We start from the raw sequence: 22486 nt of genomic DNA on the forward strand, positions 1-22486 counted from the left end.
TCACTCCTTTTCCGGTCGGTCGCTGTCCGAGGACCCCCGCCGGCTGCGCTTGCGGCTCCACTGGCGCATCCGGCCCAGACGGTTCTCGGCGTACTCCTGATAGGCGTCGGCGAGCCGCGAGTCGTAGGGCCGGAGCGCACGGGCCAGACGTTCCAGGTCGCCCGAGCGCCAGTGGCCGGCGGTGTGCAGCCGCACCGCCTCGACGATCTCCAGATGTGCCTGCGGCAGTGCGACCCGTTCGCCCCTGACCGCGATCACGCCGGTGACATGGCTGAACAGCACATCGCCGACCCGGCCCGAGGTCACGGCGGCCCGCTGCACGGCGCGCAGATAGCCGTCGGCGAGGGAGAAGCCGAACTCCCCGATCTCGGTGCGCAGTCGGCCCGGGTCCGCGTGCAGCCGGAGCATGGCGGGGAGCAGCCGGTGGTGCTTCAGGGCGCGGGGCGGCGCCCACGCGTCGATCTGCGGGATCCGGAACGTACGGGCGAGCGCGGTCGCCTCGGTGGCCTCGCGCAGGGCGGTCTCCAGCCGGAGGGTGGTCCGTACGCACTCCTCGGTGACCGGCCGCAGCCAGTCGCGGCGGCCGGGCGCGGTGAGCGTGTCGCACAGCACCAGACACGCCCGTAACGCCCGCTCGTCGTCGACCTCCTGTTTCACCGCACGGTCGAACCACTCGCCGACCGCCTCGTCCACCGCCTCGTCCAGCGGCAGCCGGCGGGCGATCTCGGTCGCCTCCTCGTACGTCCAGGCCGGCGACGGCTGCCGCCACAGCCCGCGCAGCAGCTCCGCGTCCGGCGAGGACCGGCCGCGTACCTGAAGGATTCTGAACAGCAGGTCGACCGTGCGGGCGGGCTCCCGCTCGGCCTGCGCTCGCCAGTAGTGCTCAAGGAGGACCGGCCGCCCGTCGAGGTCCTCCTCGCCGAGCAGAGTCGCCGGCCACTGGGCGAACAACTGCTCCTGACCGCCGCGTTCCGCCAGTACCTCCTGCACCGAGGTCGCCAGCGCGGCCCTGAACTCCGGGAGGAGGCGCACGAGTCGGGCGACCTCCTCGCGCAGACCGGGGCCCGAGCCGGAGAAGCCGAGCAGGGCGCGGGCCAGGTCCAGGCTCTGGGCCGCGAGCACCTCGGGCGGCGGGGCGAGCCGCGCGCCCACCGCCCACAGCAGCAGCCGTACCCGCTGACGGCTGGTGGCGGCCTCGCCGAGCAGCCGCTCCCACAGGGCGGTGGCCTGCTCCCGGTCGGTGGGATTCGTGAGCGGTACGGGGCCGGGGGCGTTCTCCACGCCCGTCACATAGGCGCGGATACGGGACTGGTGGAGCTTGCCCTCCAGCTCGCGGTGCAGCGCCGTGTCGCCGCCGCTCTCGGCCGCCGCGCTCAGGGCGGCGAGCTGGTCGTCGTCCAGGTCCCGGTAGGTGTGGTGGATGTCCGCCGCCACCGCCGCCCGCCGGGGCCCGAGATGCCCGGCGTCGGGCAGCCAGTCGGTCACCGCGCGGACGTCGGCCGAGGTCAGCTCCACGCCGCCCGCCGCCGCGGCGGCGGCCACCGGGGCGTGCCAGTCGCCCAGCGCCCGCTCCTGGCCGTGCGTGTACTCGCCCGTCCAGGACCAGACGGAGCGGATCGACCCGAATCCGATGCGGACCAGCAGCCGTACCAGATGGTGGGTCGGGACCACCTCGGGGAACCGGCCCGCCGAGAAGTCGAAGACGGTGTACGACTCCTCGTCGTCGGGGCCGAGATCGGGGTGCGCCTCGGGCACCGTGCCGATCAGATGCAGTCGGCTTCGGGTGGGGCGGAAGAGGTACGTGGCGAAGGAGAGGTCCCGCGCCAGCGGAGGCGGCAGGAGGTAGGAGACGGTCGCGAACCAGTGCGCGATCCGGTCCGTCGTATCGTCGATCACCACCACCGAACCGTCCTCCGCGAGCGCGGCGAACACCGCCGCCAGCAGGGCCGGCAGCTGCTCGGCGTACGGGTGCGCGCGCAGGAAGGCGCGCGCCGAACGGGGCGACAGCGGGCCGCGTGCCAGCGGCCCGGGCAGCTCCGGGATCTCGGTCGTGGCGGCGACCCGCGCGGTCCACACCGGCGAGTCCCAGAGCTCGATCGCGAGCAGCCCGCCGCTGTCCGCCGTGAACTCGCCGTCGGTGTGCAGGGCGTGGGCGAAGTAGTTGCCGAAGCGGCGCGCGGAGTCCCGGCCGACGTACCGCACGCTCATCGTGGTCGCGCCGGCCCCCCGGCCCGGTGTGTGGCACAGGTTCACCGGGCAGCGGGCCAGCGGCCCGGGGGCGTCCGACTCGACCAGGGAGCGCGGTGGTTCGTACCCGGCCAGGCCCTCCACCCGGTGCCGGGTCTCGGCCGAGACCCGCTCGCTCACCGCGTTGAACTGGAAGCCGGACGAACCGCTGAGCCCGTGGTCGCACGAGGTGTAGTAGAGCTGCTGGAAGCCCCTCATCCCCGGCCGGCCTTCGGCACCGAGCCGAACTCGCTCAGCAGCCAGAGCAGCGGGTCCGCGACCCGGTAGGGCTGGATACCGGTGTCGGCGACCCGGGCCTCCCTCGTGGCGTCGCGGCCCAGCGCGGAGACACCGAAGTAGCGGTAGCGGGCGAACGTGTTCTCCAGGGACTGGTCGATGGGCACGCCGTCCCACTCCCTGAGCAACTGCCGTACCTCCTCGTGGACGTTGAGGCTGTCGGTCACGTCGAAACGGCCGAGCGCGGGCGCGTGCGAACGCAGCGGGCTGCCGTTCTCCATCAGATGCCAGAAGGCGTCCATCTTGGAGAAGACCACCGCGATCGGGGTGTCGACCTTCGCGGCCTTGCCGCCCCGCGCGGCGAGCAGCATGCCGCTCACCCGGCTCAGGACGTTGATCGGCGGATCGATGCCGTCCATGGCGGGCAGCTCGGTGCCGGGCGCCGCGTTGTTCCGGGCACCCGGCATCTGGAGCGGGTCGAGCAGCAGGATGATGCCGTCCGCGTTCGCCAGATAGCGGGTGTTGAGCTCGACGCTCTCCCTGCTGTTGAAGTCCTCGCCCGCCGTGTCGAAGAAGGACAGCACGGTGTGCTGCGGCTTCTCCCTGAACAGCACCTTGCGGCGCAGCCCGAACCGGAACACCAGCGGCTCCACCCGGTTGGCGTTGGTGGTCGCCGTCTGCGTCGGCGGGAACATCTGCCGGTCGCGGTAGAGCCTGTCCTCGTACTCCGAGCTGTAGCGGCGCATGGTGGTGTCGTCCAGGCCCATCAGCGAGGCGCCGTACGCCTCGCCGACCTGGTTGCGCATCTCGTGCAGCAGCACGGTCATGTAGATCGTCTTGCCGGAGGACCGCGCGCCCACCATGGCGATCAGCCGGTTCTCCACCATCCCGAACTGCACGGGCAGTTGGACGTGGCAGACCGGGCAGATGCGGTAGGTCGTCTCGCCGTCGCAGTCCGGGCAGACCGCGCTCGTCGCACGGCCGTCGGCGGCGAAGTCCGGGCCCACGTCGTGCTGGGGGCGCCTGCCGAACCGCTCGTCGAGGACGGGGTCGCGGCGGCGCTCGCACTGCTTACGGGTGCGGCTGAGCCGGCAGTTGCAGCGGAACCGGATCTCGCGCGGGGCGAAGGTCTCGTAACAGTAGGAGCAGGTCAGTCGTCTGGCCATCAGGTCACTCGCAGCCGGTGCAGCGCCGTGGGGCGGATGTCGATGTCGCGGGCCTGGTCGGGGTCGGGGCCGTCCACCGGGAAGCAGACGAGCCAGGAGGGACCCCGGGTGCTGGGGAGGGGGAACTCCACGGTGAGGGGCGTGCCCCGGGAGAGGCGCTGGGCGGGGACCTCGTGGAGGACGACCCCCTCCGCCGTGCTGGTGGGCCGGTAGCGGCCGAGGCCGTGGACCACCCGGAGGGCGGGGAGGTCGCAGGAGGTCCGGGCGGTGAAGGTGACGGTCGCGACGCGGGCGCCGGTGAGCCGGCGGCGCAGGGAGGGCTCGTACTCGACGATGGGCGGTTCGGCCGGGATACGGAGGGAGGCGGCGCCCTCGGTGTCGAGGGTGGAGCCGGGGACCAGGGCTTCGACGGTGAGTGTGAGCGCGCCCCGGCCGAGGGGGAGATCGAGGCCGCCGTCGTGTTCGTAGACCCGCCGCTGACAGCGGATGTCGCCGTCACGGGGGCCGTCGCCGGACGCGGTCGCGTCCTCACGGCGCCAGCGGACGCGAGCGGTGAGGGCGGAGTCGGGCCAGGCCCAGAGGACGAGGAGGTGGTCGTCGCGGCGGATGTACTGGAGTTGGGTGACGGGGACGGAGTGGAGGGTGGAGGTGGCAGGTGAGGAGGGGGTGGAAGGGGAGGCGGGTGAGGGCTCCGGCGGGGACGCCGGGGCGGGCTCCGGCGGGGGCGGGGTCGCGGGCGCTGGTTCTCGCTCGGGCTCCGGCTGGGGCTCCGGCTCGCGCGTGGGCGTCGGGCCGGGAACGGTCGGCGCCGTGACCGGTTCGCCGGCGGACGGGGGCGGCTCCTCGCTTCTCGGCGCCGGATCCGGGTGAGCCGGCGGCGCGGGCTCCGGTTCCGGGAGAGGGTGCCAGGGGCGCGGATCGGGGTCCTGCAAGGGAGGGGGGAAGTAGCTCCTCGTCGGTGCCGGCCCCGTGGCCGTGCGCAGAAGGCCGAAGTCCTCCAGCAGCAGAAGGCCGTGTACGACGGCCAGTTCGGGCTCCCGGCAGCGGACCGTCACACCCTGGGCCTCGGGCAGGTTCTCGATGTCCGTGGCGTGCGCCTCGGTTCCGTACAGCTCTCCGGAGAGAAGCACGGCGTCCGGGGCCGCCCCGGAGAGTTCCCGGGCTATCGCCGTGAGGGCGTGGTCGTCGGCCGGCTCCTCCGTGCGCGTGGTGACGGTGCGTACCGTCAGGTCCGGGGTGATGGCGAGGACGGTCAGATCCGCCGTCGTCCCCGCCTGGTCGACCACCAGGACCGTACGGTGCACGCCCTCGTCGATCGCGCCGTAGTGCAGGGCGACCGCCACCGGTTCCGGGACGATCCTGCTGACGTGGAGGCCGGCGTCCTCGGCGGCGCGGCGGAGGCGGACCTCGGCGTCGCGGTCGGCGGACGCCGGCAGGGCGAGCACCGCCTCCTCGTCCGTGGCTCCCGCGAGGACCGTGGCCAGGGCGGTGGCGGGGTCGGCGACTCCGTCCGTCCCGGCCAGGTCCGTCACCGTCACGGCCGGGCGGCCCTCGGCGTTGATACGGCCGTGACGGGCGATCCGGTGGCCGATGGCGATGGCGATCATGTCCTCACCCGTTCCCTTCCTCGGTCCTGGCCCATGGCGTGCCCGCGCTGTCGACGCCGATCCGGACCCGGCTGCCCGGGGCCGGGCGGTGCGCCAGGAAGTGCGCGACGACGGCGGCCCGCAGCCGCTCCAGTTCGTTGCGGATCTGCCGGCCGCCGTACGCCTGGTGCTCGGGGTCGCTCATCCGCCCGGTGATCCAGGGGTGCAGCGTGTCCACGTCCGGGACCAGTTCGACCTGGTGGCGTTCGCGGACGGACTCGGTGAGCTCGCCCAGCAGCCGGTCGGCGATCTTCACGATGTGGGTGCGCCGCAGCATGTCGAAGACGACCACGCCCGGTTTGAGACGGCCGTAGATCTCCGGTCGGCCGATCTCCCGGAACTTCTCCTCCACCGCCCGGGTGAAGTGTGCTTCGAGGACCGCGTACGGCGCCTCCTCGTCGGCCTCGGACAGCAGGTCCCGCACCGCGTCCGCGCCCGTGTTGGAGGTGAAGATGATCAGGCACTGGGAGAAGTACGCGGTCTGGCCCCGGCCGTCGGTGAGGCGGCCGTCCTCAAGGATCTGGAGGAACTTGTCCAGCACCCGGGGGTGCGCCTTCTCGATCTCGTCGAAGAGCAGGACGCTGAACGGCCGTTCCTGGACCCGTCGGGTCAGCTCGCCCCCCTGCTCGTGGCCGACGTAGCCGGGCGGCGCGCCCGCGAGACGCTCCGCCGCGTGTTCCTGCTGGTACTCGCTCATGTCGAAGCGGGCGTACGCGCTCTGGTCGCCGAACATCAACTCGGCCACCGCCTTGGCGAGTTCGGTCTTGCCGACGCCGGTCGGGCCGACGAAGAAGAACGCCCCCCGGGGACGGGCCGAGCCGGAGCCGCCGAAGTCGATGCCCACGAAGGCCGCCTGGAGCGCGGCGGCCACGGCGTCGACGGCCTTGGACTGGCCGACCACCCGGGCGCCGAGTTGGTCGCCCGCGCGGGCGACGGTCTCCCGGTCCAGCTGGGTCCACGGGTCGACGCTCACGTTGAGCCGGTGAAGTTCCAGGAGCTTGTCCGGTTTCTGTACGGGCGCGTCCCGCAGCCACGACGTCCTGGCGAGCGCGTCGACGTCCCAGCCGGACATGCCGTCGGTCGCACCGACCAGCGCCTCGATCTCGTGGCGCGTGGCGTCCGGGGCGCCGTTGAACTCGCCGCGCAGCCAGGTCAGCCAGAGGCGGCGCTCGCTCGGGTCCGGCGGGCCGATGTGCAGGGTGGCGATCCGGGGGTCCTCCAGATGGAACCAGCCGGGCAGCCGGCCGACGTCGCCCACCGCGCACAGGACGGCGTTGCGCGCGTGCGGGTGGCGGCCGGCCAGGGCCGAGCGGGGCGTGACGGCGTCGGTCATCGCGGCGCGCAGCCGGAGGTAGCCGGCATTCGACTCCGGCTGGCCGGGCGGGAGATGGTGGTCGACGTCCTGGAAGACGAAGGCGGTCGCCGCGTCGGGGGAGGCGGCGAGCCGGTGGACGGTGGCGACCACGTCCTCGAAGGCGCGCGGCGGTGCGGCCGGGCGGGGCGAGAGCAGACTCGACCGGTCCCGCCCGCGTTCGGCGCCGCGCCGGGTGCGCGGGTCGCTCCCCTGTCCCTCGTCCGCCGGTGCCTCCCGTCCGCCGTGCCCGGTGGCCGCGCCGGGCCGGTCGGCCCCCAGCCGGGCGAAGCGCTCCGCGTGGCCGGGCAGCGGGAAGGTGAGCCCGGTCACCGGGTCCCACCAGCCGACCACATCGGCGCCGCGCGCCTCCAGCACCCCGGCGACCAGCTCCCGGAAGGACGCGGGCCGGTCGTCGAACCACCAGCGGTCCCTGATCTGCCCGTTGACGATCACCTGCCGGCCGCGCCGCAGCTCCCAGCCGAGCGACACCGCCCACAGGGGCATCATGCCGTCGGCGGTGACGGGGCCCGTACGGTCGTCGCCCTTCGTGAAGTCGATCGCGTTCACTGGTTCGTCCACCTCCGGGAGCTGTCGCGGGGCAGCGGTTCGGCGCGCCGGCCCGGCGGTTTGCCGTCCCAGGTGAGCTCACCCGGGACGAAGCCGTCGTCGCCGCCGAGAGCCTGGTGAACCCGCTCCAGCAGGGCCTCGGTCGTGTCGCACACCGCCGCGTCCCGGTGGGCGTGCAGCGTCACGTCCGGCTCGCCCTCCACGTGGTAGACGAGGACGGGAGTGCCGTCGTCCTCGGTGCCGACCGTGGTCTCGTACGTCGCGCCCGTCGGCCGCGTGAAGTGCAGCCGGAAGCTTCCCCCCTCGTCCTCGCCGCCCTCGAAGGCGAACCCCTCGCCGGTCATGGCGTCCCGCAGCGCCTCCACCAGGTCCCGGCGCCGCTGGTAGGCCAACTCCAGCTCGTCCAGCCGCCGTTCGGCGTCGGGGAGCCGTCCTTCCAGTTCCGCGACCGCCTTCAGCGCCTCGGCGGCCGAGCGTGCGGTCAGTGCCTCCGTGACGGTACGCAGGCAGTCGCCGATCTCGGCGGCGAGGCCGGGCTCGCCCAGTTCGGTCGCCGTGCCCACCACGCCCATGGCCGCCGGGCGTACGGCGTCGAGCCGCTCGGCCGCCTCGGCGACGGCCGACTCCTGGGCCGCCCGCGCCGCCTCGCGTTCCTGTTCCGCGAGCGCCTGCCGTTCGGCGGCTTCGCGCGCCTCGGCCTCCTGCGCCACGGCCGCTTCCCGCGCCTCCGCCTCTCTCGCCACGGCGGCTTCCCGCGCCTCCGTGACGGTCGCCGCGTGCCGGGTGAGGGCGTGCTCGACCGTGCCGAGCAGGGCCTCGAAACGGACCCTCGTCTCCGCGCCCGTGGCGTCCCGCAGCCGGTCGAGCAGCTCGGCGCAGCGCCGATCGCCGTCCGCGTCGAGAGTGGCGCCGTCCGGGCCGATGGCGGAGAGCCGGCGCTCCAGGCCCGCCAGGACCGCCGCGCGGTCGTCCGTACCGTCGTCCCCTTCCGCCGTCGTACGCAGGCTCACGGTCCGGCCCCGCAGCTCCTCCACGGCGTCCCCGAGCGGCTCCCCGCGGGCGGCCCGCTCACCCAGCTCGGCCAACCGCCGTTCCAGGGAACCGATGTCCGCCCGCGCGCCGGCCCGCTGTGCCTCGGCGATCAGCTCCCGCACCTCGTCGAGACCCCGCTCGTCGGCCCGGGCCTGCTCCGCCCGCGCGCGTGCCAGCCGGGCGCCGCGGTCGGCCGCCCGGCGGGCCGCCAACTCCGCTTCCCCGCGGGCGATCTCGGCCCGCCGCCGCTCCGTCTCGACACGGGCGCGTTCGCGCCGCGCGGCGGCCTCCTGGGCCAGCCGGGCCCGCTCGGCGGCCCGCCTGCGCTCCCGGGCCCGGCGCTCGTCGGCCCGGCGCCTGCGCTCCGCCGCCTCCCGCTGGGCGTACAGCTCGCCGACACGGACGCTGCTGTACTTCGGTGATCCGCTCATCGTTCCTCCGGTGCCTCGGTGTGCAGCGCGAACCCCCGCGCCGCGAGCCGGTCCTCAAGTCGTCGCCGGAAGCCGGGGGTCGGTGGCACCCCGGCCCACGAGAGTGATCCGTCGGCGTCCGCCGACAGCTCGATCCCGGCGGTGGTGTCCGGCTCGGCCAGGGCCCGCGCGTAGCGGTCGGTGAGCGGGATCAGCCGCTGGTTGTCCGAGCCGCGCCAGCGCAGACTGCCGTGCCGTCGGGCGACGTACGGCCCGTCGACCAGCAGGTCCAGCCGTTCCAGCAGGGCGAGCCGTTCGGGGCCGCCGCGCCGCAGTGCCTCGTGGCGGAAGCCGGAGTACGCCATGGCCCCGAAGTCCGGGCGCCGTTCCCGTACCGCGTCGAGCAGCTCAGCCAGCCCCCCGGCCTGGCTGAAGGGCTCACCGCCGGAGAACGTGACGCCCTCGATCCCGTCCAGCCGGCAGAGCCAGTCGGCGAGTTCGGCGACCGGCCGGCTCGTACCGCCCTCGAAGGGCAGGGTCTCGGCGGCCACGCAGCCCCGACAGCGCAGCGGGCAGCCCTGTACCCAGATGACCGCGCGGCTGCCGGGGCCGAGGACCGTGCAGCGGTCCAGCGTCCGGGCCACGGAGAGATGGCTGGTCATGTCTCCTCCCCGGGCCGGCCGGGGTAGCTGTCGGCGCCCCGCTCGGCCTGGTCGCACCAGGGGCACCACGGCCGTTCCACGGTGTGGACGTGGTGGGAGTTCACCGCGCACGCCTTCAGCCGGCCGGGGGCCAGTTCGGCCGCGAGCGCGTGGGCCCAGTCGGCCGCCGTCGGGCGCGGGCCCGCCTTCGCGAACGCCGTCCGGAACAGCTCCGCGATCCGTCGCGGCAGCAGGTCGGCGGGCGGTACGGAGCGGGGCAGCAGCACCGACGTACGGTCGACCAGCCGGCAGCGGCCGTGCAGCACGTTGTCGTCGTACGACAGATAGTCGCCGCCGTCCGCCGGGTGGCCCGCGAAGGGATGCAGGCCGGCCACGAGGAGTTGATGGACCAGGACGGCCAGGGCGAAGTCGTCGTGCGCGGTACGCAGTGGTGTGCCGGGCGGGGCGCCGATCCGCTCGGGCGCCGTGTATCCGGGGGAGCGCATCCGGCCGGGGAACACCTCGCGGCCGTCCGTGAACTCCCACGAGTCGACGTCCGCCATCGCGACCCGGCCGCTCTCGTCGACCCAGAGGTTGTCGGGTTTGAGATCGCCCACCACATAGCCCTCGGTGTGCAGTTCGGCCAGCAGCCGGGCGAGGGCGAGAGCACAGCGCAGACCGGTCGCCCAGGTCGCCCGGGGCAGGAAGGCGGCGCGGGCGGAGGCGCTGAGGAGATGGCCGAACGGCAGGTGGGCATGGCGCATGTCGGTCATCACATAGCCGTCGACGGGGTCCGCTTCGGGGCCCTCGGGCGTGCGCACCGACACCAGCGGCCAGGCCAGCCGGACGGGGGTGCCGGAGAGCAGACCGACCGTGCGCGGTTCACGGCGCTGGCGTACGAGACGGGCCACGCGGCGCCGGTAGGCCTCGGGATCGGGCGGGTCGGGGACGAGTTTCGCGACGAGGGGGCGCGCGTCGTCCACGCCGTACACGAACCCCTCCGAGCCGCTGCCGATCTGCTCGGTGAGCCGCCATGTGTGTCCGCTGCCCGACACCACCGTGAGTCCCACGGTCACCCCTCTTCGACGAGTGCGCAGAGGATGGTCAGATCGTCACCGGTCCGGGCGGCCTCCGGCCCGGAGAGCCAGCGTCGGAGGGGCTCGGCGTCGCCCTGGTTCTCGCGGAGCGTCGCGGTGAGACCGCGGAAGAAGCGCTCGGCCGGTAAGGGGCCCGCCTCCGGGGGGAGTTGGCGGACGGAGGGGTGGTCGAGGGTGAGCGGGGCGCAGCCGTCGGTGGACAGGACCACGCCGCCGAGTTCCGGCTCCCAGACGACGAAGGTGCGGACGCGCAGCGCCGCGCCGGGGGAGGAGAGGAACGTGGGTGGGGCGGTGGGCGGCGGGAGGACCAGATGGCAGCGGTCGTCGCGGGTCAGCAGGGTGCCGAAGCCGTCGCCGATCGAGACGAAGGCCGTCCAGGGCGGTTTCACGAGCGCGGCGGTGAGGGTGGCGGCCAGGGCGCCGGGGTCCGCCGAACCCGTGGCCGGGCCCGTGTCCGAACCCGTACGCGCGCCGTTGGCCGGGCCCGTGTCGGACGGCGTGCTCGACGACGTGCCCGAGGACGGGTCCGAGACGCTGCCCGCGCCCGTGTCCGAAGAGGGGTCCGTGCCCAGCACCCCCGACACAGCCCGCAGATACTCCTCGACCACCCGCGCCCCGCGCCCGGCGATCCACCGGGTCCAGGCCTCCGGCGGCTCCTCACCGTCCGGTATGTCCTGGGCGAGCAGCCGGCAGGCCGCGTCCACCGCGATGTGCGCGCCCAGGGCACTGCGGTCGCGGCTGCTCGCACCGTCGGCCACCGCCAGGACCGCCGTGTCGCCGAGGTCGATCGCCTTGAAGGCGTCCTGGGGGCCCTGCCCGGTGGCGAGATGGGCGGTGCCCTGGACGGAGACGCCCGAGATGATCACCGGAGGCCCCTCTCCACCCGCTCCATGCGCGCGAGCCGGGCGGCACGCTCGTCGAACTGACGGTGGAAGAGATCCGCGTCCTGGTTCGGGCTGGAGTCGTCCGTGCTCTGGAAGACGAGTTCGAGGATCCGGACGAAGTCCACCTCCCCCAAGGTGGAGGTCGCCTTCGGTGCCAGCACCCGGAGCATCGGCAGGTCGGCGCCGCGCACCCCGATCAGCTGGAAGATCCACTCCCCGCTCTCCTCGCCCCGGCGCACCTGCTCCGCCGTACCCGCCAGGGCCTTCGCGTCCAGGGGACGGCCCTGGGCGTCGCTCGGCGCACCGTCCGTCAGGACCCACAGGAAGGGGCGGCGGACCGGTACACGTTGGTCCTGAAGGGCGCGGTAGCGGGCACGGGCCAGCTCGATCGCCCTTTCCACGGCCTCCGTCAGCCGGGTCAGACCCTCGGCGCGCAGCGTGGGCGGGTGCAGGCTGTCCACCGGGACGAAGAGCCGGCCGGTGTCTGCCTCCCCGAACGGGACCAGCCTGCCGGGCCCGGGGTCGTAGACCCGTACCGCCGAGTCGAACGTGATGAGGCAGACCTCCACGCGGGTGCGCAACCGCTCCTGCGCGCGGATCCCGTCGAACCAGCGGGTCAGCGCGCCGTTCAGCTCGTCGATCCGCGGGTGTTCCTCGGGGCGGCCCATGGACGCGGAGGTGTCGAGGAGGAGGACGACGGGCTGCCGTTCGTCGTAGCCGGTCCCGAACCGGACTCCCTGGACGCTCATTCGGCCGCCGCCCCGGTGTCGTCCGCGTGGGCCACCAGCCGCTGCCGCTCGGGGTCGTGCCGTACGGTGACGGCCGTGCCCGGCGGCAGGCCGGGCGGGTCGGGGACCATGCGCAGCAGGACGCCGTCCACCAGAACGTACATGTCCGGCGCGGGCCAGGTCACCGTGCGACCGGCGCAGCCGTGTGCCCACTCAACCATCCCCCTGGTCATGCGGACACGGTATGTGACGTTGGCACCAACATGTGCGTTCCTTACGTGAATTGACACCGCGTCAGTGACAACGGCCGTCGCGTCGGCGGAGTGGGACGTCCGGGGCGCGGGTCGTCCCGGGCCGGCGCGGGCCGCCCAGGCGGCAGACACCCCCCGGCACCCCGGCCGGGCGACCCGACCCCTTCAGTCAATCGGACCGGCCGGGCGCGGACTGGGCGCGCCCCGGGCGGGTCCTGGCCGCGACGCGCTCCACCGCGCGGGCCGCCTCCGGCGCGCGGACCACGAAGTGCACGTCCCAGCGCGCCCCGCGCGCCAGTTCCGCCTCCACGGCGCTCCATACGGCGGCGGCGCTCACCCGGTACGGAAGCCCGCCGCGCCCGGAACCCAGCAGCGGGAAGCAGACCGAGCGCAGTGGTGGGGTGTGCCGGTCGTGCTCCTCGGCCAGCAGCGCGATCGCGCGCGAGGCGGCGCGGGTGATGTCGGCGGGGAGCACGTCGTAGTGGTTGGTGCCGGCCCGGGGTACGGCGACCGCCGCGTGGTAGATCCGTCGGACGCCGTACGCGGCGAGGGCTCCCGAACCGGTCGGCGCCACCGTGCCCGGGATCACCGGACGCCCCGAAGTGCCGTTCCGGGCACGCCACTTGCGCAGCTCGTCCTCGACCGGGTCGTCCAGCAGATCGCCCGTCACCCCGCGCACGGACGCGGCCCGGCGAAGCGAGGCGGAGACGGAGGACTTGAACGGCTCGGGCAGCGCGAAGTAGGTGTTGGCGGGGGAGACCACCACGTCCACGTCCCGCAGCAGGTCGACGGGGTGGATGTGGAGGGTGAGGCGTACGGCCCGGCCGCCCGCCAGGACGTCCACGGAGCGGTGGGTCTCCCCCGCCCAGTCGCCCTCGCCCGGCTCCTCGCCGCCGCTCTCCGCCAACTCCACGATGTGCTCGGCCACTTGGCCGAGCACCATCACCTCGTGGTGCTTGCGGAAGCGCTCCTCGCTCACCCGGTACACCTCGGCCGCGCGGGCCCGCCGGGAGGACGCGGGCCAGTCCCGGGTGCCCTGGGCCAGGCCGAGCGTGTACTCGGCGGCCGTACGCAGTGTGCCCGCGTCGAGCCGCTCCACCGCGCGGCGGATCAGCTCCTCCACGGCGCCCTCGCGGGTGCGCACGCTCGCCGAGGAGGCCGCGGCCGACTGAAGGGCGGGCAGCTCGCGGCCACGCAGCCTCAGCAGTCCCGCCCGCCGGACCGCCTGTAACTCCGCGAGGACCGAAGGGTGATCGATGGACGGCGGTGCCATACCGCCCACGATGACACCGCGGTCACACGGGGACAAGCGGGTTGCGGGGAGTGTCGGGCTCAGCGGTGGAGCGGCTCCCTGATCGCCGAACGGAGCGGTTCCAGCAGCTGGTTCGCCTCCTTGACGCCGTCCGGGGAGCCCAGGTCCGCGATGCTTCGGTAGGGCAGTGCTTCGAGCGGTCCGTCGGCGAGGTGGGCGAGACGGTCTCCGAAGAGCACCAGGGCCTGCCGTGACGGGTTGCGTTTGGACCCCCAGATCATCCCCATGGCGTCGGGGGCGTGGGCGCGCAGTTCTCGTGCCCAGTCGCGGGTGTTCCGGTAGTGCTCCTCTCCCTCGTTCTCCAGCAGCAGGTTGTCCTGGCGGACGGCGGCGAGGGCCGCTCCGGAGCAGAGCGAGACCAGTTTCAGTTCGCGGCGGGTGCGCACCACGTTCAGCGACTTGCCCCGCACGGACGCCCAGGGGACCAGCCGGGAGCCGGTCTCGATGTCGAAGGGCACCGAGCGCAGAAGGGTCTCGGCGAGGGCGGTCTCCGCGTCGGTCGCGGCGTACAGACAGGGGTACGGGTCCCCGGCGGTGGCATGGAAGCGGCCGGGTGCCGGGTCGTCCGGGTCGAACGGCTTGAACTCCTCGGCCGCGAACCGGGACGAGTGCATCCGCCACAGCCGTGTACCGGCGGGCAGCAGCTCCCAGTGCGGCTGGAAGCGGTAGACGGGGGACGGCATCGGTTCGTCGAGCATCAGACGCCCTCCACCAATGCGACGGCGGCGCCCACCAGTTCGCTGTCCGGGCGCTCGCCGAGGAGGGCGGCGGGCCGTCTGCCGCCCAGCCACGCGTTGTCGGTCAGCCACCAGTCGGCGGCGCCCCACGGGTCCGCGTCGGCGAGCAGCACGCGGTTGACCTCCAGGACGACCTCGTACGGCGCTCCGCCCCCGGGCCTGAACTGGAACTCCGGATACCGGTACGCCAGACCGGGGTCCAGGTCGAGGGCGGGGTCGGCGATCCGGATCAGTTCGGGCGGTGGCGCCGAACCGTGGTAGCGGGCGCGGACCTCGGTGGCCGAGAGGGCGGGTGCGTCGAGCAGTCTCCGCTCGACGGCGGCGATGACGGCCGCGGCGTCGGGCGCGGCGTCGGCCGGGGTTTCGGCCGCGGTGTCGCCCGCCGTGTTGGACGCGGTGTGGGGCGGCGGCGGTGGCGGGTCGGCCCTGAGCAGGGCCACCAACTGCCCCGTCCGCAGGACGACTCGGTGGTCGGGCGCCGCCGTACCGGTGAACCGGAGGGAGTCGAGCGACCCCCGGACCGGATGGCCGGAGGGAAGCATGTCCAGCAGACAGAGGCGTACGGTCTGGAAGGCGCGGCGCACGGCCTTCGGATCGTCCTGCGGGGTGTCGGCGAGCGCGCGCAGGTTGGTGAGCAGGAGCTCGTACTGCGCCCCCGTCACCTCCGCGCGGATGTCGCCGAGATGTTCCTGGAGCAGGCCGAGCAGCTTCGCCGGGCCCTCCTCGGCCGGGTTCACGGGGTCTCCTTGCCCGAGCTCATACGGTCTCCTCTCCCGGGCCGGGATGGCCCTGATGAATGAACGCGGCCCAGACGGCGGGCCGTTGGAGGTCGGAGCGGCCGACGTCCTTGCGCAGCCTGGCGCTCAGCCGGCCCGGGTCCTTCCGTTCCGGGTCGAGCATCCACAACTGCGCGGCCCGCAGCGCGTCGACGGGGTTGAGCCCGGCCCGCAGATGGTGGTGGAAGACCGCCATCAGCAGCGTCGACGCGCCGTCCTGGGCGTTCCACCGCGACCCCACCACATCCCGTGCGCCGCCCGAGACGAACGCCGTCGTGAGCGTCAGCGCCTCGTCGTGGTCGCGCGTGCTCAGGTCGGTCTGACAGGCACTCAGAACGATCAACGGGCCGTCCGGCGAGGCCTGTTCGGGGGGTCCCGGCCGGTCCAGGAGCCTGGTCACGGTGAGCGGGGCGAACTCCTCGCGGGGGTCGGTGTGGGCGAGTCGCAGGGCCGACTCCGTCGGCCGTACGCCCGCCATGCCGTGCGTGGCCAGATGGACCATGGAGTGGTCCTGGGCGAGCAGGGCCAGCAACTCCTCGGGTGTGCCGGCGGGCACCGAGTCGGGCGGCAGTCCGGCGAAGTCGCCGTACAGCCGCGCCCCCGGATAGAACGCGTCGCGCAGCTCCAGGACCTCCACCTCCGCATACGTCAGCGACAGGCTGGGGTCGGCCACCATGGCCGGGGCCGAGATCGGATCGCGCGGCGCGCGTCTCACTGTCCGGAGGAACTGGCTGCCGGAGGCCGCGTAGCTGATCACGAGGGCCTGGCAGAGGTAGTCGTGCTCGGCGTCGGCGGGGAAGCGGGCCGCGTGCCAGGGGACGATCCCGAGGCGGCCGCAGGGGACCAGCACGACCCGGGGCGTACGACGGTCGGCCGCCTCGCCCGGGAGATGCTCGTCGAGACCGGCGAGCACGTGGGCGAACACCTCGTACGCCCAGTCGCACAGGTCCGACAGGGCCTTCTCCCACGCCTGTTCGGCCTCTGCGCCGGGGTGGCGGGAGAGCGCTTCGGAGGCGTCCAGATACCGCTCAAGAGGGCCGGCGGCCTTCTCGGAGAGCACGGGCAGCGGTCCCACACCGATACCGATCTCGGGGCCGACGGCCAGCAGCATGCCCGGGGCCCCGCCGTCGGCGCCCGGGACCAGGTAGATCAGCGCGTCGGCGCCGGCCTCGCCCACGCCGTTGGCCAGTTCAGGCAGGGTGGGGGTGCCGAACAGGCCTCCCGGCTTCCGGTAGCCGAGAGCCTCCAGGGCCTGTCGGCGCAGGGTGCTGGGGAGCTCGGCGGGCAGCTCGGTGCTGTCGGCGGTGCCGGACCTCAGCCAGGCGGCGGCGAGGTCCGGGTGGCCGCGCTCCTCCAGCAGCTCCGGTACGGCCCGGGAGGTGGCCGCCGCCTGCAACACCAGCGCCCGGCCCAGCTCCAGGGCGGTGACCGCGTCGTCCACCCTCCCGTGGGAGGCGGCCCACAGGGCGGCCCGTACGCCGAGGGAGGCGCCGTTGCGGGCAGTGGTCAGACGGTGTTCCGCGCCGTGCTGGAGGAGGACGTCGGCGGAGAGGGCCTCCAGGGCCTCGTTCGCGGCGTCGGTCGCGGCGTTCGCGTCGGACTCGCTCCGCGTCCGGTTCCACCGGACGCGGTAGTGCTCGGCCAGTGACCAGAGGGAGTTGGTGGCGACGCGGGGGGCCCGGCCCTGCCGGATGTGCTCGCGGAGCCGTTCCATCGTGGTGATGGCGGCGTCGAGATCCGCCGGGTCCTCGGTGAAGTGGTGGCGCAGGGCGAGACGGTCCGCCGCGGAGTGCAGCCGGTCGGCCGAGGCGTCCGGCGGCGGTACGTCCCCGTCCGGAATGTTCGTCATGTCCTCGGTGAGGAAGGAACGCAGGGCGGCAAGGTCGGGGATCATGCCCGCGAGCTCCTCCTGCCCGATCGGGAGGGGGCTGTTGTCCGCCGCTCTGCTGCCTGCCTCGAAGTCCGCGAGTCCGCTCAGGAGCAGGTCCTTGTCCATGGTGGAACGGCCCAGCATGAGGCGGGCCATGCCGCGGTTGAAGATGGCCATGAAGAAGAAGTCGTGGTCCTCGGGGACCCTGTCGGCCAGCGCCTCGGCCTTGGGCAGAAGCTCGCGGAGCCGCTCCTTGTCCTCGGCCTGCCCGGCCGTACGGATATCGGTCATCAGGCCCATGACCTCCGCCACGACCCCGAAGCTGTCGGCCATCGGGATCGAACTCTCCGACGTGCGCCGGATGTAGTCGGTGATCGTCCCGGTGTGCGCGAGGCCGAGCGCCTGGTCCTCAAGGGTGCCGCCGGCGCCCTCGCTCGCGTGGAGCAGCAGGGCCATCAGCCCTTCGAGAGCGTCCTTGCCCGGCGCGCCGCCCGGTAGCCCGTCCAGCGCCTCGCGCAGCCGGCCGAGCTGCTGGTTGACGGCGGCGGGGTCGCCGCCGCCGACCATGTCCACGAAGTCCACGGACGTGGTGTTGACGGCTTGGGAGGCGGCGAGGAGGCGGCGGATGTCGTCGACGCCGAGGGGCGCGGCCGGGGCGCCGGTGGCTGCCCGGTCGGAAGGGCCGGGGGCGGCGCCGGTGTCGCTCGGGTCGTCGGTCGCGCTCGGTGTGCTCTGCGCGCTCCTGTCGCTGGTCGCGCTCGTCCCGCTCGTGTCACTCGTGTCCGGGCCGGGCGGCGTGCTCCCGCCGCTCTTGGGGGTGTTCGTGGGGGTGCTCGTGGGGCCGGCGCCGCCGGTCATCCTCGCCAGCACCCCCGCCATCATCTGCCGCAGCTGATCGGTGCCCGGACGACCGTCGTCGGGCACAAGGCCCATGAACAGGTCGGTGATCCCCTCTGCCGACGGATTGGCGTGGAGGTCGCGCACCTGCCGCAGGTGCTTCAGGGTCTCCGGCGGCAGCGGCAGTTCGGCCGCTTCGGTGACCAGCTCCCGCATCTCCGCCGCGAGGGCGGTCATCCCGCTCGGTCCCTCCCGCATGACCATGTCGAACATCGCGGTCATGTCGGGCTCCGGCGCGAGCCCGCCCAGCATCTCCTGCAACGGCAGCGCGTGCGTCAGCAGGAACAGCGCGGCCCAGCGCCGGTCCTCGGTGGAGGCCGTCGCTCCGATCGCCGTCGTGGGGTCCCGTGCGTCCCGGAGCAGACCGTGTGCCCGCTCCCGGTCCTCGGGCGTCCCGCCCCCGGCGGCGTGCCGCAGGGTGAGAGCGCCGCCGAACCATACGGTCACCGAGCTGCGCAGCTCGGGATCGTGGTCCAACAGGCCCGCGAGCGCGCCGAGTTCGGTGATCGAGTCGTCATGGGCGCGGGAGTGCCGGGCGACCGCGTCCGGCGTCGGCAGCAGCCCCCTCGCCCGCCCGACGGCCTCGCCGGCCCAGGCCCGTAAGGCCTGAACGCCTCCGGTCTCCTCTTCGTCTCCCACCGGGCACTCCTCACTTCCCGAGGACATCGACAGCCGGAGGACATCGACAGTCGGTCCCGATTTCCATGATGGCGATTTCGATGATGGCGATTTCCATGATGACGAGACGCGTCCACGAAGGCGCCCGGTCTCCGAGGATTTCCGGCCCACGCCCGGTCAACACCCGGAACTCGCCCTGTTCGCGCCCGGATCGGCGCGGGAGAGACGGGGGCCGGTGCCGGAGGTGCCCGGCAGGGGCCCTCCCGGAGTTCCCAGGTCCGCCCTCATCCCGCGCCGCAGCTCCCGCAGCCGTTCCCACAGCGCGTCGATCTCCCCCTGCGCCGCGTCGGGCGAGTCGCCGGCCCTCGGGACTCCGTCGTCCAGCCGCCGGAGTCTGCCGTACAGGGTGCCGAGCCCGTGGGTGACCTCGCCGGCCAGGGTGAGCACGGGGTCACGCAGCCGCATCTGGGCCTCCGCGTACACGTCCCGGTGCAAGTCCCGTGCCTCGGTGAGGCGTTGCCGTACCGAGCGCGGATCCTCCGTACGTGTCAGGGCGTGCAACTGGTCGGTGAGTGCGGCCAGATACTGCCGGGAAGCGGAGTTGAGCGCGACGTAGCAGCTGCGCCGCTCCTCGGTCTCCAGCGCCTTCGCCCGTGCCCGTTCGGCCCGTTCCTGCTCTTCCGACCGGCCGCGCTCGGCCGCGCGCTGGGTGAGCAGGGCCGAGAGCAGCGTCCCGACCACTCCGACGACCGCCGCGATCAGCGCGTCGGCACCGCTGACGTTCATCTCCCCCACCCCCGTGTCGCCGTCCCCGTCAAGCGAACCGGTGCCGTCCCTCTTCGGGAACCCCTCGACCGAGGGCCGCCCGGTCTTCGCCCGGGTCCCGACCCGATCACGTCCGCGCGTCACACGTACGGGTGCGACTCCGCCTTCCGTCCAGCGAGAGTGAACGGTGTTCTTGACTCTGGTCCGGGCGTCGGGCATTGTCTTGCCCGAACGGAGAACGGTGTTCTCGATTCTTGTCACCCACCAGAAGGAAGCCCTGCCATGACCGCAGTAGCCCCCGCCCTCCCCACCGCCCCCGCCCGCCGTTGGGACCTCCTCGGCCGCGGTCTGATGGGGCTCAACTCCGCCGTCACCTTCGTGGTGTTCATCAACGGGTTCTTCCTGATGGCGGACGCCGCCGACGACCGGCTGATGGTCGAGGGGTGGCGGACCTTCGGCTATCTCGTGTTCAGCGCGATGTGGGCGATGCTCGCCTACCGGCCGCGGCGGGTGCCGGCGATCTGGGAGATGGTGATCTTCCACAAGGTCGCGGCGGCCGTGCTCGCCTTCACCATCCTGGACACCACCGAGGGGATGCAGTCCTCGATCACCGACACCTCGGTCGCGTCGCTGACGATCTTCGCGTACGTCGTCTGCCGCGGATGGGAGTCGTGGCGGGTCCTCCGGGGCGCCGACGCCCCCGCGCACTCCCCGGCGAAGGCTCTCTGAACCGTCATCTCCGCCGTCGCGCCGCCAATAAGGTGGATTCCATGGTCACTTCACGGCAGGCAGCCCGCGAGCAGATGATGAGCGACATCGTGCGGGTGGGACGCGAGCATCTGGCGACCGTGCTGCCCGCCGACCTCTCCCTACGGGCCGTGGCCCGGGACATCGGGGTCGTACCGTCGGCGCTCTACCGTTACGTCAAGGACCGCGAAGCGCTCATCACGCTGCTGATCGTCGACGCGTACGACGAACTCGCGGACGAGGTGGACGCGGCCCTCGCGACCGCCGCCGCCCGGTCGCACCGCGAGCGCCTTGAGGAGGCCGTCCTCGCGGCGCGCGCGTGGGCGGTGCGCGAGCCGTCCAGGTTCGCCATGCTCTACGGGACACCGGTGCCCGGCTACTCGGCCCCCGGCGAACAGACCGTGGCGCCCGGCACACGGCTCGCGCTGGCGCTCGCCCGGCTGGTGGAGGACGCCTGGCGGGCGGGCAGGCTCAGAGTGGTGGAACCCCCGGCGGACCCGACGGTCCGCGCGGACATGGAGCGGCTGCGGGGGGCGTTCGGTTTCGAGATGCCGGTGGGGAACGTCTCCCGGGTCTACGGGCTGTGGTCCGCGGTCATCGGCGCCATCCTGTTCGACACCTTCGGCCAGTACGCGGCGGACACCCTGAGCGATCCCGCGGCATTCCTCCGCGCCCACACCGAAGGCCTCGCGGACACGGTCGGACTCTGACCGCCGACCCCTGACCACTGACCGCTGGCCACTGATCCCTGACCCCTGACGTCTGACCTCCGATCACGACGGTCGGGCGGCGGGGACTCACGGCGTTCAGCCGGCGGGGACCTCCGTACCGCGCGGTGTCGCCGGGAAGGTGGCGGCTGCCGCGAGCGCCGTGAAGGCCCGGCGGGTGTGGGTGGACAGGGGGTCGGCGGGGGTGGCCGCCCAGGTCGTCAGGGCGCAGTGGAACGCGGCGACGACCATGTCGATCGCCAGCCGGAGGCGCGGGTCCGCCGGGTCGGGGATGTCGAGACGGCGGTGCAGGATGTCCATCGCCGTGCGGGTCGTGCGGTCGCAGAAGTGGAGACCGTGGGCGTCCATCGAGGGGGTCCGCCCGGCCAGGTTGCGGCTGAGCAGGACCCGGTGGGCCCAGTCGCCCGTGGTCATCCGGTCCACCGTAGTGAGCAGCGTGTCCTGCGCCAGGAGCAGCACCGGGCGGTCGGCGGGGCCGAGGTCGGCCGTTTCGAGTACGTCGAGGAACGTCAGCCACAGGTCCTGGGTCGGGGCCATCGCCACGTCTTCCTTGCTGGTGAAGTAGCGGAAGAACGTGCGCTTGGAGACCTCCACCGCGTCGCAGAGCTCGTCGAGGGTCACCTTGCCGAAGCCGCGCTCCGTGAACAGATCCAGGGAGGTGTCCACCAGGAGCTGACGGGTGCGCAACTTCTTGCGCTCGCGGAGCGGCAGCTGCGCGGACACATCGGGGGACCCGGGGGCACTGGTCATGACACCACCGTACCCGAAAAGCGAATGCCTCTTGTGCGCGTATGCCACTCAGTGGCACATTGAGCCCGAGCCCTTAACGAAAGGCGTACGCCCATGCGCGCTCTGCTCGTCGATCACTCCACGCCCGCCGGTCTCCGCCTCGGCGAGGCCCCCGACCCCGAACCTGCGGCACACCAGGCCCTGGTCCGCGTGGCCGCGACCTCCCTCAACCACGGCGAGGTCCGATTCGTCCTCAGGGAGGCCGAGGACGGAGCCGTGCTCGGCTGGGACGCGGCCGGTGTCGTCGAACGCGCCGCGGCCGACGGCTCGGGTCCGCCCGTCGGTACGCCGGTGGTGACCCTCGGCCCGGACGGCGCCTGGGCCGAGCTGCGCGCGGTCGACACCGCCGGGATCGGTGCGGTCCCGGCCGGGACCGATCTCGGGGCCGTCAGCACCGTCCCCGTGGCGGGCGCCAGCGCCCTGCGCGCGCTGGCGCGGATCGGGCCGATCCTCGGCCGGCGGATACTGGTCACCGCCGCGACGGGCGGCACCGGGCGGTACGCCGTCCAGCTCGCCCGGGTCGGCGGCGCCCATGTCATCGCCTCCACCGGCGATCCGGACGCCCATGGCGACAGCCTGCGGGCACTCGGAGCGCACGAGGTGATCGCCGGTCCCGCCGCGCTCGGCGCGCCCGTCGACGGGGTCGTCGATCTGGTGGGCGGTGACCAACTCGTGCACGCCTTCGAGCGGTTGGCGCCGGGCGGGACACTGGTCTCGGTCGGGCACGTCGCGGTCGACGAGGGCGAGAACTTCCCGTACGGCGCGCTCTTCGGCAACGAGGGACGGCACGACCGCTCGCTCGTCACCTTCTTCCTGCTCGACTGCCCGGACCTCGCGCCTGACCTCGCTCTGCTCGGCGCCAAGGTCGCCGCCGGCGAACTCGACGCGCAGGTCTCCTGGCGCGGCGGCTGGGACAAGGCGCCGGAGGCGGTCGGGGCCCTGCTCGAACGCCGCCTCCACGGAAAGGCCGTCCTCGACCTGCCGTGATCCGGTACGGCGTCGGCCCCC

General features: G+C 73.5%; 19 protein-coding genes. 3 read left to right on the forward strand and 16 right to left on the reverse strand.

Annotation, left to right across the window (positions count from 1 at the left end; translation table 11 throughout):
- The 15 genes from ACFWU9_RS15275 to ACFWU9_RS15345 form a co-directional block, all read right to left on the reverse strand.
- Positions 1–2445, reverse strand: a complete 2445-nt coding sequence (locus ACFWU9_RS15275; RefSeq protein ID WP_384318342.1) for a GTPase-associated protein 1-related protein — start codon at positions 2443–2445, stop codon at positions 1–3.
- Positions 2442–3629 carry a hypothetical protein gene (locus ACFWU9_RS15280; RefSeq protein WP_384318344.1) on the reverse strand — a complete coding sequence of 396 codons (1188 nt, stop codon included), beginning with the start codon at positions 3627–3629 and terminating at the stop codon, positions 2442–2444. Before ACFWU9_RS15280 ends, ACFWU9_RS15275 begins: the two co-directional genes overlap by 4 nt.
- Entirely contained in the window at positions 3629–5236 is a 1608-nt protein-coding gene (locus ACFWU9_RS15285; RefSeq protein ID WP_384318346.1) for an Hsp70 family protein, read from the reverse strand. Before ACFWU9_RS15285 ends, ACFWU9_RS15280 begins: the two co-directional genes overlap by 1 nt.
- Before the next feature lie 4 nt (positions 5237–5240).
- Positions 5241–7196: an AAA family ATPase gene (locus ACFWU9_RS15290; protein WP_384318348.1), complete on the reverse strand. Its 1956-nt coding sequence runs from the start codon at positions 7194–7196 to the stop codon at positions 5241–5243.
- On the reverse strand, positions 7193–8659 hold the full coding sequence (locus ACFWU9_RS15295) for a hypothetical protein (protein WP_384318349.1): 1467 nt from the start codon (positions 8657–8659) through the stop codon (positions 7193–7195). The genes ACFWU9_RS15290 and ACFWU9_RS15295 overlap by 4 nt, the downstream gene beginning before the upstream one ends.
- Positions 8656–9300: a 4Fe-4S single cluster domain-containing protein gene (locus ACFWU9_RS15300; RefSeq protein ID WP_384318351.1), complete on the reverse strand. Its 645-nt coding sequence runs from the start codon at positions 9298–9300 to the stop codon at positions 8656–8658. The genes ACFWU9_RS15295 and ACFWU9_RS15300 overlap by 4 nt, the downstream gene beginning before the upstream one ends.
- Positions 9297–10349: a hypothetical protein gene (locus ACFWU9_RS15305; protein WP_384318353.1), complete on the reverse strand. Its 1053-nt coding sequence runs from the start codon at positions 10347–10349 to the stop codon at positions 9297–9299. The genes ACFWU9_RS15300 and ACFWU9_RS15305 overlap by 4 nt, the downstream gene beginning before the upstream one ends.
- A 2-nt stretch (positions 10350–10351) precedes the next feature.
- Positions 10352–11242 (reverse strand): protein phosphatase 2C domain-containing protein, encoded by an 891-nt coding sequence (locus ACFWU9_RS15310; protein ID WP_384318355.1) that lies wholly within the window; start codon positions 11240–11242, stop codon positions 10352–10354.
- On the reverse strand, positions 11239–12009 hold the full coding sequence (locus ACFWU9_RS15315; RefSeq protein WP_384318357.1) for a hypothetical protein: 771 nt from the start codon (positions 12007–12009) through the stop codon (positions 11239–11241). The genes ACFWU9_RS15310 and ACFWU9_RS15315 overlap by 4 nt, the downstream gene beginning before the upstream one ends.
- Positions 12006–12221 carry a hypothetical protein gene (locus ACFWU9_RS15320; RefSeq protein ID WP_384318359.1) on the reverse strand — a complete coding sequence of 72 codons (216 nt, stop codon included), beginning with the start codon at positions 12219–12221 and terminating at the stop codon, positions 12006–12008. Before ACFWU9_RS15320 ends, ACFWU9_RS15315 begins: the two co-directional genes overlap by 4 nt.
- 187 nt (positions 12222–12408) lie before the next feature.
- A complete protein-coding gene (locus ACFWU9_RS15325) occupies positions 12409–13512 on the reverse strand; it encodes a macro domain-containing protein (RefSeq protein WP_384318361.1) in 1104 nt (367 codons plus the stop codon).
- 59 nt (positions 13513–13571) lie between these two features.
- Positions 13572–14249, reverse strand: a complete 678-nt coding sequence (locus ACFWU9_RS15330; protein WP_384318363.1) for an RES family NAD+ phosphorylase — start codon at positions 14247–14249, stop codon at positions 13572–13574.
- On the reverse strand, positions 14249–15025 hold the full coding sequence (locus tag ACFWU9_RS15335; protein ID WP_384318365.1) for a hypothetical protein: 777 nt from the start codon (positions 15023–15025) through the stop codon (positions 14249–14251). Before ACFWU9_RS15335 ends, ACFWU9_RS15330 begins: the two co-directional genes overlap by 1 nt.
- A 19-nt stretch (positions 15026–15044) precedes the next feature.
- Positions 15045–18470, reverse strand: coding sequence for a CHAT domain-containing protein (locus ACFWU9_RS15340; protein ID WP_384318367.1), 3426 nt, complete (start codon positions 18468–18470; stop codon positions 15045–15047).
- A 156-nt stretch (positions 18471–18626) separates the two neighbouring features.
- Positions 18627–19235 (reverse strand): hypothetical protein, encoded by a 609-nt coding sequence (locus ACFWU9_RS15345; RefSeq protein WP_384318369.1) that lies wholly within the window; start codon positions 19233–19235, stop codon positions 18627–18629.
- 261 nt (positions 19236–19496) lie between these two features.
- Here ACFWU9_RS15345 and ACFWU9_RS15350 point away from each other — a divergent pair, with 261 nt between their 5' ends.
- Both ACFWU9_RS15350 and ACFWU9_RS15355 read left to right on the forward strand, forming a co-directional pair.
- Entirely contained in the window at positions 19497–19943 is a 447-nt protein-coding gene (locus ACFWU9_RS15350; RefSeq protein ID WP_384318371.1) for a hypothetical protein, read from the forward strand.
- Between the two features lie 41 nt (positions 19944–19984).
- Complete coding sequence (locus ACFWU9_RS15355) at positions 19985–20671, forward strand: TetR/AcrR family transcriptional regulator (protein ID WP_384318373.1); 687 nt, start codon at positions 19985–19987, stop codon at positions 20669–20671.
- 96 nt (positions 20672–20767) lie between these two features.
- Here the strand turns inward: ACFWU9_RS15355 and ACFWU9_RS15360 are convergent, their stop codons facing one another.
- Positions 20768–21439, reverse strand: a complete 672-nt coding sequence (locus tag ACFWU9_RS15360; protein ID WP_384318375.1) for a TetR/AcrR family transcriptional regulator — start codon at positions 21437–21439, stop codon at positions 20768–20770.
- Positions 21440–21532: 93 nt separating this feature from the next.
- Here ACFWU9_RS15360 and ACFWU9_RS15365 point away from each other — a divergent pair, with 93 nt between their 5' ends.
- Positions 21533–22465 (forward strand): zinc-binding dehydrogenase, encoded by a 933-nt coding sequence (locus tag ACFWU9_RS15365; RefSeq protein ID WP_384318377.1) that lies wholly within the window; start codon positions 21533–21535, stop codon positions 22463–22465.
- Positions 22466–22486: the final 21 nt, after the last annotated feature.

This window comes from Streptomyces sp. NPDC058653 (genome assembly GCF_042716895.1).
GTDB lineage: Bacteria > Actinomycetota > Actinomycetes > Streptomycetales > Streptomycetaceae > Streptomyces.

What these genes read in the sequence shown, in the direction of transcription:
- ACFWU9_RS15275 (WP_384318342.1), bottom strand. Translation starts at nt 2,445, where the DNA reads ATGAGGGGCTTCCAGCAGCTCTACTACACCTCGTGCGACCACGGGCTC.
- ACFWU9_RS15280 (WP_384318344.1), bottom strand. Translation starts at nt 3,629, where the DNA reads ATGGCCAGACGACTGACCTGCTCCTACTGTTACGAGACCTTCGCCCCG.
- ACFWU9_RS15285 (WP_384318346.1), bottom strand. Translation starts at nt 5,236, where the DNA reads ATGATCGCCATCGCCATCGGCCACCGGATCGCCCGTCACGGCCGTATC.
- ACFWU9_RS15295 (WP_384318349.1), bottom strand. Translation starts at nt 8,659, where the DNA reads ATGAGCGGATCACCGAAGTACAGCAGCGTCCGTGTCGGCGAGCTGTAC.
- ACFWU9_RS15300 (WP_384318351.1), bottom strand. Translation starts at nt 9,300, where the DNA reads ATGACCAGCCATCTCTCCGTGGCCCGGACGCTGGACCGCTGCACGGTC.
- ACFWU9_RS15315 (WP_384318357.1), bottom strand. Translation starts at nt 12,009, where the DNA reads ATGAGCGTCCAGGGAGTCCGGTTCGGGACCGGCTACGACGAACGGCAG.
- ACFWU9_RS15320 (WP_384318359.1), bottom strand. Translation starts at nt 12,221, where the DNA reads ATGACCAGGGGGATGGTTGAGTGGGCACACGGCTGCGCCGGTCGCACG.
- ACFWU9_RS15325 (WP_384318361.1), bottom strand. Translation starts at nt 13,512, where the DNA reads ATGGCACCGCCGTCCATCGATCACCCTTCGGTCCTCGCGGAGTTACAG.
- ACFWU9_RS15330 (WP_384318363.1), bottom strand. Translation starts at nt 14,249, where the DNA reads ATGCTCGACGAACCGATGCCGTCCCCCGTCTACCGCTTCCAGCCGCAC.
- ACFWU9_RS15345 (WP_384318369.1), bottom strand. Translation starts at nt 19,235, where the DNA reads ATGAACGTCAGCGGTGCCGACGCGCTGATCGCGGCGGTCGTCGGAGTG.
- ACFWU9_RS15350 (WP_384318371.1), top strand. Translation starts at nt 19,497, where the DNA reads ATGACCGCAGTAGCCCCCGCCCTCCCCACCGCCCCCGCCCGCCGTTGG.
- ACFWU9_RS15355 (WP_384318373.1), top strand. Translation starts at nt 19,985, where the DNA reads ATGGTCACTTCACGGCAGGCAGCCCGCGAGCAGATGATGAGCGACATC.
- ACFWU9_RS15360 (WP_384318375.1), bottom strand. Translation starts at nt 21,439, where the DNA reads ATGACCAGTGCCCCCGGGTCCCCCGATGTGTCCGCGCAGCTGCCGCTC.
- ACFWU9_RS15365 (WP_384318377.1), top strand. Translation starts at nt 21,533, where the DNA reads ATGCGCGCTCTGCTCGTCGATCACTCCACGCCCGCCGGTCTCCGCCTC.